15 protein-coding genes are annotated in these 17,908 nt (G+C 64.1%); 8 read left to right on the forward strand and 7 right to left on the reverse strand.

Annotation, left to right across the window (positions count from 1 at the left end):
- Positions 1-54: 54 nt before the first annotated feature.
- The 4 genes from AC1RUR_RS26190 to AC1RUR_RS26205 all read right to left on the reverse strand — a co-directional run bounded on the left by AC1RUR_RS26190 (position 55) and on the right by AC1RUR_RS26205 (position 5,044).
- Entirely contained in the window at positions 55-1,227 is a 1,173-nt protein-coding gene (locus AC1RUR_RS26190; protein WP_492849328.1) for a c-type cytochrome, read from the reverse strand.
- Between the two features lie 139 nt (positions 1,228-1,366).
- Positions 1,367-3,082: a PQQ-dependent methanol/ethanol family dehydrogenase gene (locus AC1RUR_RS26195; RefSeq protein WP_492849330.1), complete on the reverse strand. Its 1,716-nt coding sequence runs from the start codon at positions 3,080-3,082 to the stop codon at positions 1,367-1,369.
- 429 nt (positions 3,083-3,511) lie between these two features.
- On the reverse strand, positions 3,512-3,961 hold the full coding sequence (locus AC1RUR_RS26200) for an SRPBCC family protein (protein WP_492849332.1): 450 nt from the start codon (positions 3,959-3,961) through the stop codon (positions 3,512-3,514).
- Between the two features lie 171 nt (positions 3,962-4,132).
- Positions 4,133-5,044: a LysR family transcriptional regulator gene (locus AC1RUR_RS26205; protein ID WP_492849334.1), complete on the reverse strand. Its 912-nt coding sequence runs from the start codon at positions 5,042-5,044 to the stop codon at positions 4,133-4,135.
- A gap of 155 nt (positions 5,045-5,199) precedes the next feature.
- On the opposite strand from AC1RUR_RS26205, the gene AC1RUR_RS26210 reads away from it, so the two are divergent.
- From AC1RUR_RS26210 to AC1RUR_RS26235, 6 genes are all read left to right on the forward strand, one after another.
- Positions 5,200-6,180: a Bug family tripartite tricarboxylate transporter substrate binding protein gene (locus AC1RUR_RS26210; RefSeq protein WP_492849336.1), complete on the forward strand. Its 981-nt coding sequence runs from the start codon at positions 5,200-5,202 to the stop codon at positions 6,178-6,180.
- 16 nt (positions 6,181-6,196) lie between these two features.
- Positions 6,197-6,979 (forward strand): dienelactone hydrolase family protein, encoded by a 783-nt coding sequence (locus tag AC1RUR_RS26215; protein ID WP_492849338.1) that lies wholly within the window; start codon positions 6,197-6,199, stop codon positions 6,977-6,979.
- A gap of 655 nt (positions 6,980-7,634) precedes the next feature.
- Complete coding sequence (locus tag AC1RUR_RS26220) at positions 7,635-8,135, forward strand: (2Fe-2S)-binding protein (RefSeq protein WP_492849340.1); 501 nt, start codon at positions 7,635-7,637, stop codon at positions 8,133-8,135.
- A gap of 86 nt (positions 8,136-8,221) precedes the next feature.
- On the forward strand, positions 8,222-10,564 hold the full coding sequence (locus AC1RUR_RS26225) for a xanthine dehydrogenase family protein molybdopterin-binding subunit (protein ID WP_492849342.1): 2,343 nt from the start codon (positions 8,222-8,224) through the stop codon (positions 10,562-10,564).
- A 13-nt stretch (positions 10,565-10,577) separates the two neighbouring features.
- On the forward strand, positions 10,578-11,378 hold the full coding sequence (locus AC1RUR_RS26230) for an FAD binding domain-containing protein (RefSeq protein WP_492849344.1): 801 nt from the start codon (positions 10,578-10,580) through the stop codon (positions 11,376-11,378).
- A 199-nt stretch (positions 11,379-11,577) separates the two neighbouring features.
- Positions 11,578-12,687, forward strand: coding sequence for a CaiB/BaiF CoA transferase family protein (locus tag AC1RUR_RS26235; protein WP_492849346.1), 1,110 nt, complete (start codon positions 11,578-11,580; stop codon positions 12,685-12,687).
- 190 nt (positions 12,688-12,877) lie between these two features.
- On the opposite strand, the gene hppD is transcribed toward AC1RUR_RS26235, so the two are convergent.
- Positions 12,878-13,996, reverse strand: a complete 1,119-nt coding sequence (gene hppD / locus AC1RUR_RS26240; protein ID WP_492849348.1) for a 4-hydroxyphenylpyruvate dioxygenase — start codon at positions 13,994-13,996, stop codon at positions 12,878-12,880.
- Between the two features lie 121 nt (positions 13,997-14,117).
- Here hppD and AC1RUR_RS26245 point away from each other — a divergent pair, with 121 nt between their 5' ends.
- Both AC1RUR_RS26245 and AC1RUR_RS26250 read left to right on the forward strand, forming a co-directional pair.
- On the forward strand, positions 14,118-14,597 hold the full coding sequence (locus tag AC1RUR_RS26245; protein WP_492849350.1) for an Lrp/AsnC family transcriptional regulator: 480 nt from the start codon (positions 14,118-14,120) through the stop codon (positions 14,595-14,597).
- Positions 14,598-14,671: 74 nt separating this feature from the next.
- On the forward strand, positions 14,672-14,983 hold the full coding sequence (locus AC1RUR_RS26250) for a DUF1272 domain-containing protein (RefSeq protein WP_492849352.1): 312 nt from the start codon (positions 14,672-14,674) through the stop codon (positions 14,981-14,983).
- Positions 14,984-15,105: 122 nt separating this feature from the next.
- On the opposite strand, the gene fahA is transcribed toward AC1RUR_RS26250, so the two are convergent.
- Positions 15,106-16,380, reverse strand: a complete 1,275-nt coding sequence (gene fahA, locus AC1RUR_RS26255) for a fumarylacetoacetase (protein WP_492849354.1) — start codon at positions 16,378-16,380, stop codon at positions 15,106-15,108.
- Positions 16,381-16,559: 179 nt separating this feature from the next.
- Entirely contained in the window at positions 16,560-17,906 is a 1,347-nt protein-coding gene (gene hmgA / locus AC1RUR_RS26260; RefSeq protein ID WP_492849356.1) for a homogentisate 1,2-dioxygenase, read from the reverse strand.
- Positions 17,907-17,908 lie beyond the last annotated feature (2 nt).

Here is a 17,908-nt window from a genome sequence, read left to right on the forward strand (position 1 = left end):
ATGATGCCGGACGGACGCTACCACATCCTCCCGATCGCGTTCGGTCAAGATCGTTCAATCGTTCGATTCGGACTGGACCGTGAGCAGGAAGGCAAAGATGTGATCGAACTGGTCGTCGGTGAAGACCTCTTTCCAGGCCGGCATGCCCTTGGCCGGCCGACCCTCATGCACCGTCGTCCAGAATTTCTCGCGCATCTCGTCGCCGTAGCGGTGACGCAGCAGCCGCAGATCGATCTTCCGCTCGCTCTGGATCGCGTCGGGACCGTGGCAGTGCGCACAGGTTCCGTTGAAGATCTCCTTGCCCGCGCCGACGGCCTCGGGGCCCGGAGCGGCTGCGTCCCCCTTGGTCTCGGTCGCCACCACGTTGGCGATCTGCGTCGCGCCGGGTCCGGTCCCGGTCGTCGTTCCCGCCGGCATGGCCTGGGTCGCCCCGAAGCGCGCCGGCTGGCCGGTCGGCAAGCCGTATTTCACCGCGAGCGCACCGATGGTGCCCTGAAGCTGCGGCAGAACGGCATCGACGCGGTCGCGCAGCTCGGTGGACGTCTTGGCAAAGCCGATGGCCGCGTCCCATGACAGGCCTTCGCCCTCGGTGAGCTGAATCTGATAGCGATCGCCGTAGCTGGTCTTGTTCAGCCAGCCGGCGACAGGGCCCCAGATGAAGGCGACGTCGGCCTTGCCCTGATCGAGCGCCTGCATGCCTTCCTCCGGCGACAGCACCGTCACCTTCTGGATATCGTCGCGGCTCGCGAGCAGGTTTTGCGGCGTGCTGGCGAACTGCACGGCAACACGCTTGCCCCTGAGGCCGTCAATGCCGTCGAGCGCCTGCCCCTTGGCGGCCACCAGGGCATAGCCCTCCTTCGCGAAGGTGCTGGAGAAGATCACGGCCGGTCCCATGAAATCCTCGGACCGCGGCAGCCCGATCATGGCATCGCATTGCTTGCCGAGCAGCGTGACGCGCACGGTGCGCTTGCCGAAGTAGGATTTGTACCAGTCGTAGGCGACCGGCCGGCCGAGCGCCTGCGCCAGGGCCTGCCCGATCTCGACATAGAAGCCCGGCTGCGACGGACTATCGCTCGAGAACGGGAGGTTGGTCGGATCGGCGCAGAGCCGGAGCGGCTGCGCCTCGTCTGCGTGCAGCGCCCCCGGAACGATCAGCGCGGCACATGCGAGCAGACCTGCGATGGCGCGATTTCGGCTCGCACCGATGCCAGAATGAGTCGGACGCATCCTCGTCTCCCGTAGCTTTGTTGGGCCAGAGCTTTGTCGAGCCAGACGCGGCGGCACCAGGCATCGGCCGCTGCCGGAATTTATCGTCTGGAAAAGGCGCGCGCGTATCCCGTCACCGCAGGGATACGCGCGCGAGTGGTCACTGGACGGAGAACACGAAGAGCGAACCGCCCTCGGGCGCTGCGGCCGTCATCTTCTTGCCTACCTCGCCCAGGAACGCGGGCAGCGCAGCCGTGCGGCCGACGACGATGGCGACATATTGCTTGCCGTCGACCTGATAGGTCACCGGACCTGCGCCGATGCCGGAGCCGAGATTCTTGCTCCACAACACCTTGCCGGACTTCGCATCGATGGCGCGGAAATCGCCATGGATGTTGCCGGCAAACACGAGGCCACCGCCGGTGGTCAGCGTGCCGCCGTTGAACGGCAGGTCTTCCTTGATCGACCAGACTTTCTTCTGCGCGACCGGATCCCAGGCCACGAGCTCGCCGAGGAAGCCGCCGGGGCCTTCCTTGGTCGGGAATTCGGCGCCGAGATAGAACACGCCGCGCTTGTAGGCGACATCGGAGACCGACCAGTCCATGCAGACGTTGTTGGACGGGATGTAGACGAGGCCGGTCTGCGGGTTGAACGACATCGGCTGCCAGTTCTTGCCGCCGATCAGGTTCGGGCAGATGTCCTTGGCGGGATGGTTCGGCCCGGGACGCTTGTCGGGATCCTCGACCGCGCGCATCGTGGCGACGTCCCACTTCTTGGCCCAGTTGGAAAACACGTATTTCTCGGCCGACAGCACCTTGCCGGTCTCGCGGTTGGCGACGAAGAAGTAGCCGTTGCGATCCGCCTTCATCAGCGTCGGAACGGTGCTGCCGCCGATCTTGAGATCCGCGAGCACGGCTTCGTTGACGCCGTCATAGTCCCAGGCGTCGGCCGGCGTGGTCTGGATGTGCCACTTGATCTTGCCGGTGTTGGGATCGAGCGCCAGCGTCGAGGCGGTGTAGAGGTTGGTCAGCTTGCCGAAATTGCCGTCGCCGGTCGAGCGCACCACCGTATTCCACGGGCCGGGATTGCTGGTGCCCCAATAGACCGTGTCGCTCTTCGGATCGTAGGAGCCGACCAGCCAGGCCGCGCCGCCGCCGTGCTGGGCGGAGTCGCCCTTCCAGGTGTCGCCGCCGGGCTCGTCCGGCGAGGGAACGGTGTAGGTCTGCCACAGCTGCTTGCCGGTGTTGATGTCGAAGGCCTGGAGCGAGCCGCGCACGCCGTACTCGCCGCCGCCGAAGCCGGTGATGACCTTGTCGCGCACGACGAGCGGCGGCGAGGTGATGACCGAACCCTGCTTGTAGTCGACCACCTTCGCCGTCCACAGCGACTTGCCGGTCGCGGCATCGAGCGCCGTCAGCTTGCCGTCGAGGCGGCCGACGAAGATCTTGCCGTCGGCATAGGAGACGCCGCGATTGTTCACGTCGCAGCAGGCGTATTGCAGCACGTCCTCGGGAATATCGGGCTCCCAGGTCCATTTGCGCGCGCCGGTGGCCGCATCGAGCGCGTAGACGTATTTCGGGCCCCAGGAGCTCGAAACGTAGAGCGTGTTGCCGATGACGATCGGCGAGGATTCGTTCGAGCGCAGCGACGCCAGCGAGAACGAATAGGCGAGCGTCAGCTTGCCGGCGTTCTCGGTGTTGATCTGCTTCAGCGGGCTGAAGCGCGTGTTGCCGTAGTCGTGGCCGGCAACGGCCCACTGGTTCGCATCGGATTGCGCCTTGAGCAGGGAGTCGTTGGCGCGAACGCCTGACGTAGCGGTAGCCAGCATCGCAATCATCGAGATGCCAGCCAAGAAGCCCTTCGTTCCAAAGGTCATGTATTCCTCCGCGGTGTTGTTGTGCACGCCATGTTGGGCGCTTGAGCGCACTGCGCTCGTGATGCGCAGTTCGTCTGCGAGCCATCGTTCGAAATTACAGCATCGCCCTTTCGCGCTTAGTATAGGCGGAAGGTAGTAGTGCAAATCATCGGCGGCTTTCGCCGCGCATCCCGTTGTCCGGACTTGTGTCTTGCGCCTATTTTGCAGCGCAAACAGCGCTCTCGGATTCCGGCAAAGTCATGCCGCAATCCGATTCATCCGGCCCGCTCAGCGCAGTAGGGTGGGCGAGGCGACTTGTCCGCCGTAGCTCGAAGAGCGAAGGCGGAAGCGTGCCCACGCATTCGTGGATTAGTAAGTGGTGGGCACGGCGCAAGAGCGCCTTTGCCCACCCTACGAGTTCGCATCATGCCGCCGAGGACGACGCGTTGATCACGATGATGGCGCTACCACCGCCGCGAAGTTCTCGAAGAAGTTCGCGGCAAGTTTTCGCGACGTCGAGTCGATCAGCCGCGAGCCGAGCTGCGCGAGCTTGCCGCCGATCTGCGCGTCGGCCTCGTAGTGCAGGATGGTGACGTCGGGCGATTCGTCTTCCAGCCAGACCTTGGCGCCACCCTTGGCAAAGCCTGCGACGCCGCCCGCGCCTTCGCCGACGATGCGGTAGCCGTTGGGCGCATCGATATCGGTCAGCGTCACCTTGCCGCTGAACGTCGCCTTGACCGGGCCGACCTTCAGCACCACGGTCGCCGTCATCTCCGTCGGCGATGCCATCTCCAGCGATTGGCAGCCGGGAATGCAGCGCCTGAGAATGTCGGGATCGTTGAGCGCTGCCCACACCGCGGCTTTCGACGCGGGAATACGCTGACTGTCGTTCATCTGCATCGCTTCCATCCCTTTTTTGCCGTTGCCTGTATGGCTCGACTAAAGGCGCGCGGAGCTGCAATCAATCGCCAGGAAGTACTAGGCCGTGCACCCTTGGACCAAGCGGAGCGATGCGGCGCTGGTGCGGCATCGCAATATGTCGCGATGAGCCGCAAGCGGACCTCCGGCTCGTCACTTGCGTTTCGCCGTTGGCTCTGCAAGCTCACGGGCGCTGTCAATGACGAGTTGCACGACCGGGCTGATGGCACGATCCCTGACGGTGACTATCCCGTTTGGTCGACGTGCCGCCGGCAGTTCAACGGACAAGACCTTAAGCGCCGAGCCCCTGGCGAGAAATTTCAGTGCGGAAGCCGGGAAAACCGTGATGAACCGCCCTGTCTCCAGCAGGCTGACCCGCATATGGGGGGAATCGGTGACCACCGTCGCGCGTGGATAGTCAAATCCGCTGGCGCGAAAGGCCTGCGTGATGATCGATCCGATCACGCTCTCCCTGGGTGGAAGCACCCAACGCTCCTCCGCCAGATTGGAGAGCTGGATGTTGCGCCGCCGAGCCCATGGATTTTTTGTACCCGCCGCGACGACATAGCAATCTTCAAATAGAAACTCGAAATGCAGCCGTTCGTCAGCAATCGGGCCGCCACTCCGCATGATCAACAGATCGACCTTGCGCTCGCTCAGGTCGCGGTGCAGTGCTTCCATGTAGCCGGTCACGAGCTGAAATCTGATCCGCGGATGACGCCGGGACAGCCGATCTACGAGAGCGGAAACAAAGCTCGCCGCCAGAAAGGCCGTGCTTCCAATCCGCACTTCTCCAGCGGTGGGGTCGGCCAGAAATTCGATGCTCTTCACGCCCCGACGCAGTTCGTCGAAAACGGCGGCGCCGCAATCGAGCAGGGCGCGACCGCACTCGGTCGGCTCGACGCCGCGGCGGTGGCGATCCAACAAGCGGACGCCGAACGCAAGCTCGAGCTCCGCGATCGATCTCGAAATATTGGGCTGAGTCGTATTGAGCATGAGCGCCGCCTTGCCCATGCTGCCGGCCTGCACCACCGCCATGAGCACGTGCAGGTCCTGCAGCTTCATTCGCTTTCCGATGCGATCGCTCATCTGCATCAAAGCACCCATTTCCGTTCTGAGATGATATCATCAGACAATAGCCTTATGTGCTTATGACAGCATCAACTATCCTCGGCGTTGAAGAGAGCCGGCGCGCGTGCGGGTTCGACAGAGCAAAGCCTATGACTCCCTCCCGACGTCAATTTCTGCACCTCGCAGCGGGGGTGGCCGGTCCGCCTCTGCTGTCGGGTCTGGCTTACGCGGATACTTACCCCTCGCGGCCGGTCCGGATCATGGTTGGCTTCGCCGCGGGCGGCCCGAATGACATCCTTGCGCGCCTGATCGGGCAATGGTGTTCGGAGCGGTTCGGCCAGCAATTTATCGTCGAGAACCGCCCCGGAGCTGGCAGCAATATCGCCACTGATGCGGTCGTGCGCGCGCCTCCGGACGGCTACACGCTTCTGCTGGTTGGCTCCCCCAATGCGATCAATGCGACGCTTTACGAAAATCTCGATTTCAATTTCCTGCGGGATATTGCGCCGGTCGCGAGCCTGACCCGCGGCGCCCTGGTGATGGTGACACATCCATCGGTTCCTGCCCTTACAATTCCAGAGTTCATCGCCTATGCCAAAGCCAATCCGGGGCGACTCTCCTATGGGTCGGGCGGCGTGGGCGGGATCACCCATATCGCCGCGGAACTGTTCAAACAGGAGGCCGGCGGGCTTGATCTTCAGCATGTGCCCTATCGTGGCGTGGCGCCCGCGATCACGGATCTGCTCGGCGGACAGGTGCAGTTCGTCTTTGCGAACCTGGCGACATCGATCGGATACATCGGCAGCGGCAAGCTGCGCGCGCTCGGGATCACGACGGCAGCGCGATCCGAAGCGTTGCCGGATGTGCCGGCCATTGGCGAATTCGTGCCCGGCTATGAGGCGAGTTCGGTGTTCGGCCTCGGCGCGCCGAAACACACGCCAGCCGAGACTATCGATCGCCTCAACAGGGAGGCCAACGCCGCGCTGGCCGATCCCACGTTCAAGATGCACCTCCGTAGCCTCGATGCTGCGGAACTGGCCGGCTCGCCTGCCGATTTCGGCAAGGTCATGGCCGGTGAAACCGAGAAGTGGGCCAAAGTGATCAGCCTCGCGAAGATCCGACTGGAGTAGCGCTGCGGGGTCTCAGATGGCTGCGGCCTCCATGCCGCGGATCCCGGCCAGACCCGACGTTGGCCTCTACATCGAGCTAAGTGCTGGATCGGATATGCAGGGGAAGTTCAGCAGGATTTGCGCGAAAGGCGGCAGCGCGTTCGATTGCTATCTGGTCACGCCCGAGCCTGAAAAGCCGGTTGCTGCCATTGTGCTTGCTTCTGCCATCCATGGCGTGGACACCGACATGCGCGCAATTGCCGACGAGCTTGCAGCATCTGGCTTCATCGTCGCGGTGCCCGATCTGTTTTGGCGGTCGGTTGCCGGCCCACTTTCGCGCAAAGATCCGCGCGCGGCCCAGCGTGCACAGCCGCGCCTGGAGCAAATCAGAGCCGGCGAAGACGATATGATCGACACGTTGAGGCACCTCGGCACACTGCCGCAATTCAATGGGCAGGCGGCTGTCATGGGATTTTGCTACGGCGGTCCCTATGCGATCCTCGGGCCGAAGCGACTTGGCTATGCCGCCGGTATCTGTTGCCACGGATCCCAGATGCTGGACTATCTTCACGAGCTTGTCGGGGTCCGCGAGCAAGTCTGCCTCATTTGGGGCGACGATGACGATCGCGCGCCGGTCGAGGTGCTGGAGGCGTATCGTAATTTGGCGGCGAGCATGGAAAACGTCGAAGTTCACATCTTTCCCCGGGTGCGCCACGGTTACATGATGCGGGGAAGCCCGTCCTTCGATCGGGCGACACACGATTTTTCAATGAAGCGCACCCGTGAAATACTCGAAGGTCTCGAGTCGGCAGTTCGTTGAAATCGCCTATTCCACCTGGTCCTGCAAAGGGAGATACCGGATCGACTGAGAATGCCGTCCATCGGCGGACTGCGCCGCTTGTCGCGCGCCCGCAACCGGGTTGAGCGATTTATCGACAGCGTCACAATGCCGTCGGGTGGCGAGGCGCCACGACAGGCCTGCTGCCAGTTCAACTCGTATCAATCAGGCTATGGATGCGCCTTGACGAGTGCGCGTCCCTGGACGACCCGGCAAGCGCAGCTTGCCGGTGGCGGCTTGCTGCATCGCCACGAACAAAATCAATGACTTAGCCTGCCGCCGCCTACTACCAAGATCGCGATTACAACGGCGAGAGCGCGTGCTCCTATTCAAGACAACGAACAAGACACCAAAGGGAGAAACGACGCGCGGAGAGCGCCGACGTCCAGGGCCCGCGCTTCACGCCGGCGGTTGAATCCAGGCCGCCGCCGACGAAGCGAAAGATCGTTTTCGAAAGCGCCTTGCAAGGTCGCGCCACGTACTGGCGGCGGCACGGAGCATCGCGACCGAATCGCACACCTGTGACAACCGCCACGATGACCTTTCCATGACGTGCGGTCCCTAAAATCCCAGTTGCAAAGTTCCGTCCGCGCTGTCTCTAATTGGAATAACTACAAACATTCGGGAGGACTTCATCGTGTCTACAGTCAAACTGACGGTGAACGGCAAGGCCGTTGCCGTCGACGTCGAGGATCGCACGCTGCTGGTCCATCTCCTGCGCGACCACCTCAACCTCACCGGAACCCATGTCGGCTGCGACACCAGCCAGTGCGGCGCCTGCGTCGTGCACATGGACGGCCGCGCAGTGAAATCCTGCACCATGCTGGCAGGGCAGGCCGACGGCGCCAACGTCACCACCATCGAAGGCATCGCCAAGGGCGACGAGCTGCACCCGATGCAAGCCGCCTTCCGCGACAATCACGGCCTGCAGTGCGGCTATTGCACGCCGGGCATGATCATGTCGGCGATCGACATCGTGCACCGCCATAGTTCTCAAGGATCTGGTGGCGGGCTCGACGAGGCCACCGTCCGCCACGAGCTCGAAGGCAACATCTGCCGCTGCACCGGCTACCACAACATCGTCAAGGCGGTGCTGGATGCGGCCGGACGCATGAAGGTTGCGCAGGCGGCCGAGTAAGGCCGCCCGCCTCGAAACGAAAAACCACCACTTGCTGCTTTCGATGGAAAGCGCAGTCGAAATAATTCCGGTCGGGAGGACCAGACATGGGTGTTGAAGGCATCGGCGCACGAGTCGTGCGCAAGGAAGACAAGCGCTTCATTACCGGCAAGGGCCGCTACGTCGACGACATCAAATTGCTGGGCATGACCCATGCCCATTTCATCAGAAGCCCGCACGCGCACGCCAAGGTGAAGAAGATCGATTCGTCCGCCGCGCTGAAAATGCCTGGCGTGGTCGCGGTGCTCACGGGACAGCAGATCGTCGACGACAAGGTCGGCAACCTCATCTGCGGCTGGGCCATCACCTCGAAGGACGGCAGCCCGATGAAGATGGGCGCGTGGCCGGCGATGGCGCCGGAGACGGTGCGCTTCGTCGGTCAGGCCGTCGCGGTCGTGATCGCCGACAGCAAGAATCTGGCGCGCGATGCCGCGGAAGCCGTCGTGGTCGATTACGAGGAACTTCCCGCGGTTGCCGACGTGCACAGCGCGATCAAGGCCGGCGCGCCGCAGCTTCATCCCGAGGCTCCCGGCAACCAGGTCTATGACTGGGTGATCGGCGACGAGGGCGCGACCGATGCCGCCTTCGCCAAGGCCGCCAATGTGGTGAAGCTCGACGTCACCAACAACCGCCTCGCCCCGAACGCGATGGAGCCGCGCGCGGCGATCGCGGACTACGACGCGGCGGAAGAGCATTTCACGCTCTACACGACGTCGCAGAACCCGCACGTCGCCCGCCTCGTTCTGTCGGCGTTCTACAACATCGCCCCCGAGCACAAGCTGCGCGTGATCGCGCCCGACGTCGGCGGCGGCTTCGGCTCCAAGATCTTCATCTATCCCGAGGAGATGGTGGCGCTGTGGGCCTCGAAGAAGGTCGGCCGTCCCGTGAAATGGACCGGCGACCGCACCGAGGCCTTCCTCACCGACGCGCATGGCCGCGACCATGTCACCCATGCCGAGCTGGCGTTCGACGCCAGCAACAAGATCACCGGATTGAAGGTGAAGACCTACGCCAATTTCGGCGCCTACATGTCGCTGTTCTCCTCGTCGGTGCCGACCTATCTCTACGCGACGCTGCTGTCGGGCCAGTACAACATCCCGGCGATCCATGCCGAGGTGATCGGGGTCTACACCAACACCACGCCGGTCGATGCCTATCGCGGCGCGGGCCGGCCCGAGGCGAGCTACCTGATCGAACGTCTGATGGAAACGGCCGCGCGGCAGCTGAAGGTCGATCCGGCGGCGCTGCGCCGGGCCAACTTCATCACCACGTTCCCGCACCAGACGCCCGTGATCATGGCCTATGACACCGGCGACTTTAACGCCTCGCTCGACGCCGCGATGAAGGCGATCGACTATGCCGGTTTCGCTGCGCGCAAGGCCAAGGCGAAAGCCGACGGCAAGCTGCGCGGCATCGGCGTGTCCTGCTACATCGAGGCCTGCGGCATCGCGCCGTCGAAGGCGGTCGGCAGCCTGGGAGCCGGCGTCGGTCTTTGGGAGTCCGCCGAGGTCCGCGTCAATCCGGTCGGGACCATCGAGATCCTGACCGGCTCGCACAGCCACGGCCAGGGTCACGAGACGACGTTCTGCCAGCTCGTCGCAGAGCGCCTCGGCGTTCCCATCAGCCAGGTCTCGATCGTCCATGGCGACACCGACAAGGTGCAGTTCGGCATGGGCACCTACGGCTCGCGTTCCGCGGCCGTCGGCCTCACCGCTATCCTGAAGGCGATGGAGAAGATGGAGTCCAAGGCCAAGAAGATCGCCGCGCATGCGCTGGAGGCTTCCGAGGGCGACATCGTCATCGAGAACGGCGAGTTCAAGGTCGCCGGTACCGACAAGGCGATCGCCTTCCCGATGGTCGCGCTCGCGGCCTACACCGCGCACAATCTGCCCGACGGGATGGAGCCGGGCCTGAAGGAAAGTGCCTTCTACGATCCGACCAACTTCACCTTCCCGGCCGGCACCTATATCTGCGAGCTCGAGGTCGATCCCGGCACCGGCAAGACGAGTTTCGTCAACTTCGTCGCGGCCGACGATTTCGGGCGGCTGATCAATCCGATGATCGTGGAAGGCCAGGTTCATGGCGGCCTTGTGCAAGGCATCGGCCAGGCGCTGCTCGAGCACGCGATCTACGACGCCAACGGCCAGCCGGTGACGGCCTCGTTCATGGACTACGCCATGCCGCGCGCCGATGATGTGCCCTCCTTCAACCTCTCCCACACCACGACGCTGTGCCCGGGCAATCCCCTGGGCATCAAGGGTTGCGGTGAGGCCGGCGCGATCGGCGCCTCTGCGGCCGTGATCAACGCGATCACGGATGCGATCGGCAAGAACAATCTGGAAATGCCCGCAACCCCCGACCGGGTGTGGCGCACGATCCACGCGGCTTAAGGGAGGAATCAAGATGTACCAGACCATTTATCATCGCGCGTCCTCGGTCGACGAAGCCGCGAGCCTGTTCGGCAAGAGCAGCGAGGCGAAATTTCTCTCCGGCGGACAGACCCTGCTGCCGGTCATGAAGCAGCGGCTCGCCAGCCCGTCCGACGTGATCGACCTCGCCAAGATCAAGGACATGATCGGCGTCGAGGCTTCCGGCGACACGCTGACCATCAAGGCCGCCACGCCGCATTACGACGTCGCGACCAGCGATGCCGCCAAGAAGGCGATCCCCGCGCTCGCCTATCTGGCCTCGCTGATCGGCGATCCCGCCGTGCGCTATCGCGGCACGATCGGCGGCTCGATCGCCAACAACGATCCCGCCGCGGATTATCCGGCCGCGCTGCTCGCGCTCGGCGCCACCGTGAAGACCAACAAGCGGTCGCTTGCGGCGGAGGACTTCTTCAAGGGCCTGTTCACCACCGCGCTTGAGGACGGCGAGATCATCACCGCCGTATCGTTCCCGGTTCCGGCGAAAGCGGGCTATTCGAAGATGCGGCATCCGGCCTCGCGCTTCGCGCTGACAGCCGTGTTCGTGGCGCAGACGAAGGCGGGCGAGATCCGTGTTGCCGCGACCGGGGCATCGCAGGGCGGCGTGATGCGGGTGCCCGCGATCGAGGCTGCGCTGAAGGCGAGCTGGTCGCCGGCGGCGATCGACGGCGTGAGCATTTCGGCGAGCAATCTGCTGGCCGACATCCACGGCACGGCAGAGTACCGCGCCAACCTCATCAAGGTGATGGCGCAACGCGCGGTGACGGCTGCCGGCTGATAGCGCCTCAACACAAATTTTCCGCGGCGCGCACTTCGGTGCGCGCCGTTTTATTTTGGCCGTGCGTCACGAAAACCGCTTGCCTCGCTGACGTGAAGGCGGGAAAAGTTAATCGATCGATTAACTCGCCCCACAGAGGAACGTCCCGGGCCTTTGCCGCGCCATCGGCAATCCGCCCGCGACCCGAGGAAACAAAAACGTGCTCGATAAACCAGCCCAAAACGCCTCCGTCCGCACCTCCGGCCCGCTGTCAGGTTTCCGCATCGTCGAATTCGCCGGCATCGGGCCCGGCCCATTCGCCTGCATGATGCTGGCCGACATGGGCGCCGACGTCGTCACGCTCGACCGGATCGGCGCCAAGAAGAGCATGAAGTCGGTGGCGGGCCGCGGCCGCAAGGTGATCGAGCTCGACCTCAAGGACAAGGCGGCGATCGCGGAGGTGCTCGACCTGCTTGCGAGCGCCGACGCGCTGGTCGAGGGCTTTCGTCCCGGCGTGATGGAGCGGCTCGGGCTCGGCCCCGATGCGGTGCTCGCGCGCAATCCGAAACTCGTCTACGGCCGCATGACCGGCTGGGGCCAGCAAGGCCCGCTTGCGAATGCCGCCGGCCACGACATCAACTACATCTCCATCACCGGCGCGCTCGCCGCGATCGGACCTCAGGAAGCGCCGGTGCCGCCGCTCAACCTGGTCGGCGATTTCGGCGGCGGCGCGCTCTACCTCGTCGTCGGCGTGCTCGCTGCCCTCCTCGAAGCGCAGAAGTCCGGCAAGGGCCAAGTGGTCGACGCCGCCATGTGCGATGGTGCGGCGTCGCTGATGTCGTTCTTCTTCGACATGACCACGATCGGCCGCTGGACCGAAGGGCGCAACCAGAACTTCCTCGACGGCGGCGCGCACTTCTACGGCGTCTACGAATGCGCCTGCGGCCATTTCGTCTCGATCGGCTCGATCGAGCCGCAATTCTACGCGCTGCTGCGCCAGCACGCGGGCCTGCTCGATGCCGATTTCGACGCGCAGATGGACCGCAAGGCCTGGCCGGCGCTGAAGGAGAAGCTGAAGGCCGTGTTCAAGAGCAAGACGCGCGAGGATTGGTGCAAGATCATGGAAGGCACCGACATCTGCTTTGCGCCTGTTCTGACCATGTCGGAAGCGACCGAGCATCCGCACATGGTCGCGCGAAATGTGTTCGTCGAGCGCCACGGCGTGAAACAGCCCGCACCGGCGCCAAGGTTCTCACGCACGCCGTCGGCGGTGCGGGAGCCGGAGGGCGCGGAGATTGGGGCGGTGATGAAGGCGTGGGCGGGGCGTTAGGCGTCCGCTGTCGCGTCAACCTTCGTCGTCGTCCCGGCGAAGGCCGGGACCCATAACCACAGGGAGTGGTTTGGCAAAGACTCGGAGTTCGGTACTTTCACCGATCGCAATCGACAGATCACGCGGTGGGTCCCGGCCTTCGCCGGGACGACACCTGTTTTGACGCGACAGTATGCCCAACGACAGCTGCTTACGCCGCCGTCTCCACCTTCAGCACCCCGCGCCGGATCTGGTCTTCCTCGATCGATTCGAACAGGGCCTTGAAGTTGCCCTCGCCGAAACCGTCGTCACCCTTGCGCTGGATGAACTCGAAGAAGATTGGGCCGATCGCGTTGGCCGAGAAGATCTGCAGCAGCACCTTGGTCTGGCCGCCATCGACCACGCCTTCGCCGTCGATCAGGATGCCGTTCTTCTGAAGCCGGGCGATGTCCTCGCCGTGCTTGGGCAAGCGGGCGTCGATCCGCTCGAAATAGGTCTCCGGCGGCGACGGCATGAAGGGCAGGCCGGCTTCGCGCAGGCCTTCGATGGTGCGGTAGATGTCGCGGCAGCCGCAGGCGACGTGCTGGATGCCTTCGCCGCGATAGATCTTCAGATATTCCTCGATCTGGCCGGACTCGCCGGCGTCCTCGTTGATCGGAATCCGGATCTTGCCGTCGGGGCTGGTCAGCGCGCGCGAGAACAGGCCCGACGCGCGGCCCTCGATGTCGAAGAAACGGATCTGGCGGAAGTTGAAGAGCTTTTCGTAGAAGCCGGTCCAGACATCCATGCGGCCGCGATGGACGTTGTGGGTGAGGTGGTCGAGATAGAACAGGCCGGCGCCGGCCGGCTTGGGATCGCGCGCGCCCAGCCATTCGTACTCGGAATCATAGGCCGAGCCCTTGGCACCGTAGCGATCGACGAAATAGAGCAGGCTGCCGCCGATGCCCTTGATCGCGGGCACATCGAGCGTCTTCCGCGCCGATGACACATCGGCGGGTTCGGCGCCGAGCGCGATCGCGCGGTCATATGCCGCCTTCGCATCGACGACGCGAAACGCCATCGACGGCGCGCAGGGACCGTGGGCGGCGACGAAGTCGGTGCCGTGCGTGCCGGGCTCCTCGTTGACGAGATAGTTGATGTCGCCCTGGCGATAGACGGTGATGGTCTTGGCCTTGTGGCGCGCGACCGGCACATAGCCCATCAACTTGAACAGCGCGTGCAGCTCGTCCGGATTGGGATGCGCATATTCGACGAACTCGAACCCGTCGGTGCCCATCGGATTGTCGGCGGTGATGGTGGCCGGCGGTGCATCGTGCGGAAACGGACCCATGCTGCTCTCCCAAATGGCTGCCGGGAGGAACTATCCTTCATGGGACGCGCAAGGGGCGTGCAAACGGGACGCGTTTTGGCTATCATGTGCACGATCCGTGCATCAAATGGACGAAACACGCATGATTCCGGTGGATGCCTTCGACCTCAGGATTCTCGGCGCGCTTCAGGACGACGGCCGCCTCACCAACCAGGAGCTCGCCGATCTCGCGGGGCTCTCGGCCTCGCAATGCTCGCGGCGGCGGATGCGGCTGGAGGAGGAGAAGGTGATATCAGGCTATCACGCCGACCTCTCCAGCGAGGCGCTCGGCTTCGGTGTGATCGCCTTCATCCAGGTGGGGCTCGCGACGCACTCGCCGGACAATTCCAAGCGGTTTCGCGCGCTGGTCAATCGCATCGACGAAATCCAGGAGGCCTATTCGCTGACAGGCGATGCCGACTACGTGCTCAAGGCCGTGCTGCGCGACCTCAAGGGCCTCTCCAACCTCGTCAACGACGTGTTGATGCCGCACCAGAGCGTGGCGCATGTGCGCTCCTCGATCGTGCTCGACCGGCTGAAGGAGAGCACGCGGCTGCCGCTGAAGGAGCTGAAGGCTGGCTGAAATCGAGGGAACTACGGCCTTCGCGCGTCGCGCGCCGTCTGCGATGATCCGAGTCAATCTGCGGAGATTCCAGCATGGCCCTCCAGCTTCGACCGAACTGCGAATATTGCGACCGCGACCTGCCGCCTGATGCGACCGATGCGCGGATCTGCTCCTATGAATGCACGTTCTGTGCGGACTGCGTCGAGACAAAACTCTCCAATGTCTGCCCGAATTGCGGCGGCGGCTTTGCCCCGCGCCCGATCAGGCCGACGCAGGAGTGGCGGCCGGGCGTGTGCACGGCCAGGCAGGCACCGTCGGACAAGCGGGTGCATTTGAAGTACAGCGTGGAGGACGTCGCCGCGCATTGTGCGAGGATACGCGAGGTGCCGCCGGAGAGGCGGTAGGCTCTCTCCACGCCGTCATTGCGAGGAGCCCTTGCGACGAAGCAATCCAGACTGCTGCTGCGGAGAGATTCTGGATTGCTTCGCTGCGCTCGCAATGACGGAGGTTGTGGCGATCACGGAGTTCAGTCCGCCACCAGAATCGTCCCCTCGACCTCGCCGAAGCCGACGCGGTAGCCGTTGCCCTGGCACCAGCCGCGCATCACGAGGCTGTCGCCGTCTTCCAGGAACGAGCGCTTGACACCACCGGGTAGCTCCACCGGCTCGGTGCCGTTCCAGCTGATCTCCAAGAGGCTGCCGCGCTGGTTCTTCTCCGGGCCGGAGATGGTGCCGCTGCCGAGGAGATCGCCGACATTCATGGCGCAGCCTGAGGAGGCGTGGTGCATCAGCTGCTGCACCGAGGACCAGTACATGTACTTGAAATTGGTGCGGCTGATGCTCGTTGGCGCGTTCGCGCCGCCGGGCCGCAAGGAGACGTCAAGCTCGACATCGTAGTTCTGCGGCCTGGCCTGCTTGAGATAATCCAGCGGCACCGGCTCCTGCTCCGGCCCCTTCAGGCGGAACGGCTCCAGCGCCTCGCGCGTCACCACCCAGGGGCTGATCGAGGTTGCGAACGCTTTTGCCAGGAACGGGCCGAGCGGCACATATTCCCATTGCTGGATGTCGCGCGCGCTCCAGTCGTTGAGCAGCACGAAGCCGAAGATCATCTCCTCGGCGTGTTGCTCGCTCAGCATGCCGCCCATGGCCGAGGGCTGGCCGACCACGACGCCCATCTCCAGCTCGAAATCGAGCCGCTTGCAGGGCCCAAAGCTCGGCACCTCGACATTCGGCGGCTTCAGCTGCCCGCGCGGCCGCTTCACCTGGGTGCCGGACACCACGACGGTCGAAGCGCGGCCGTTATAGGCGATCGGCATATGCAGCCAGTTCGGCTGCAGCGCATTGTCCTTGCCGCGGAACATCACGCCGACATTGGTGGCGTGCTCCCTGGACGAATAGAAATCGGTGTAGCCGGACACCGCGAACGGCAGATGCAGCGTGGCATCGCGCATCGGCACCAGCGCCTGCTTGCGCAGCTCCTCGTTGTCGCGCAGCTCCGGATGATCGTGACGCAGCAGCTCGCTGATCCGCGCCCGCGTCTTCGTCCAGACTTTTGGTCCCAGCGCCATGAACGGATTGAGCGAGGCGCCCGAGAACACGCCGAGCGGACCGACATCGAGGCGGGAATCCTGCTCGAGCTCCCAGAGATCCAGCACGTAATTGCCGATCGCGACGCCGACACGCGGCGTCGGATTGGCCGCGGTCGCGAACACGCCATAGGGCAGGTTCTGGATCGGGAAGTCGGAGGCCGGATCGATGTCGATGAAGGAGCGGAGGCCGGGGTCGTTGGGGTGGGTTGTCACGTCTGGCTCAATTCTTTCTTCCTTCTCCCCTTGTGGGAGAAGGTGGCGCGAAGCGCCGGATGAGGGGTTGTCTCCGCGTATTCGAATGAGAGAGGTTCGCCTCGCGGAGAGAACCCCTCACCCGTCTCGCCGCTCCGCGGCGAGCCACCCTCTCCCACAAGGGGAGAGGGTTAGACAAGCTATGGCCTGTTCGGATCGAACCGCTTCTCGAGGCCCTTCCAGCAATCCGCGTAATCGTCCTGGAGCGTCGAGGCGTTCGCGGCATGCGCTGTCACGCGCTGCGGGTAGCGGGTCTCGAACATGAAGGCCATGGTGCCGGTCAGCTTCACCGGCTTCAACTCGCCATTGCTGGCATGCTCGAAGGCGTCGCGATCGGGGCCGTGCGGCAGCATGCAATTGTGCAGGCTCATGCCGCCGGGTACGAAGCCCTGCGGCTTGGCGTCGTAGACGCCGTAGATCAGGCCCATGAACTCGCTCATGATGTTCATGTGATACCAGGGCGGACGGAAGGTGTTGTCGGCGACCATCCAGCGCTCCGGGAAGATCACGAAGTCGATGTTCGCGGTGCCTGCGGTCTCGGACGGCGAGGTCAGCACCGTGAAGATCGAGGGATCGGGATGGTCGAAGCCGATCGCGCCGACAGGCGAGAACGTGCGCAGATCGTACTTGTACGGCGCGTAATTGCCGTGCCAGGCGACGACGTCGATCGGCGAATGCGGCAAGGTGGTCTTGAACAGCGCACCGCCCCATTTCACGTAGAGCTCGGTCGGCGTGTCCTTGTCCTCGTAATGGGCAACAGGGGTCAGGAAGTCGCGCGCATTGGCGAGGCAGTTGGCGCCGATCGGTCCGCGCTCCGGCAGCGTGAAGGCCCCGCCATAGTTTTCGCAGAGATAGCCGCGCGCCGGCCCGTTCGGAATCTCGACGCGGAATTTGACGCCGCGCGGGATCACCACGATCTCGCCGGGCTCGGCATCGATGCGGCCGAACTCGGTGACGAGGCGCAAATTGCCCTGCTGGAGCACGAACATGAGTTCGCCGTCGGCATTGTAGAAATGCTGGTCCACCATCGACCTGGTGATGAGATAGACATGCGCGGCCATTCCGGCTTGCGTGTTGACATCGCCGGCGGTCGTCATGGTCTGCACGCCCTGAACGAAGGTCACGTCGTCCTTCGGGAGCGGTGTCGGGTCCCAGCGCATCTGCGCGATCGGCAGATCGTATTCATGGCACGGCGCCGAGCGCCACAGGCCCGCATCGGCCTTCTCGAAACGGCCGGAATGCTTCACCGAGGGACGGATGCGATAGAGCCAGGAGCGCTCGTTGCTGCCGCGCGGCGCGGTGAAGGGCGAGCCCGACAGCTGCTCGGCATAGAGCCCGTAGGCGCAGCGCTGCGGCGAGTTGCGCCCGATCGGCAGCGCGCCCGGCAGCGCCTCGGTCTCAAAGCTGTTGCCGAAGCCGGACATGTAGCCCGGCGTGACCTGGGCCGAGCTGCGGATGATCTGATCGGGTGAGGTATTGATGTTCATGA

It is taken from the genome of Bradyrhizobium sp. GW821-FHT12B03, assembly GCF_058807535.1.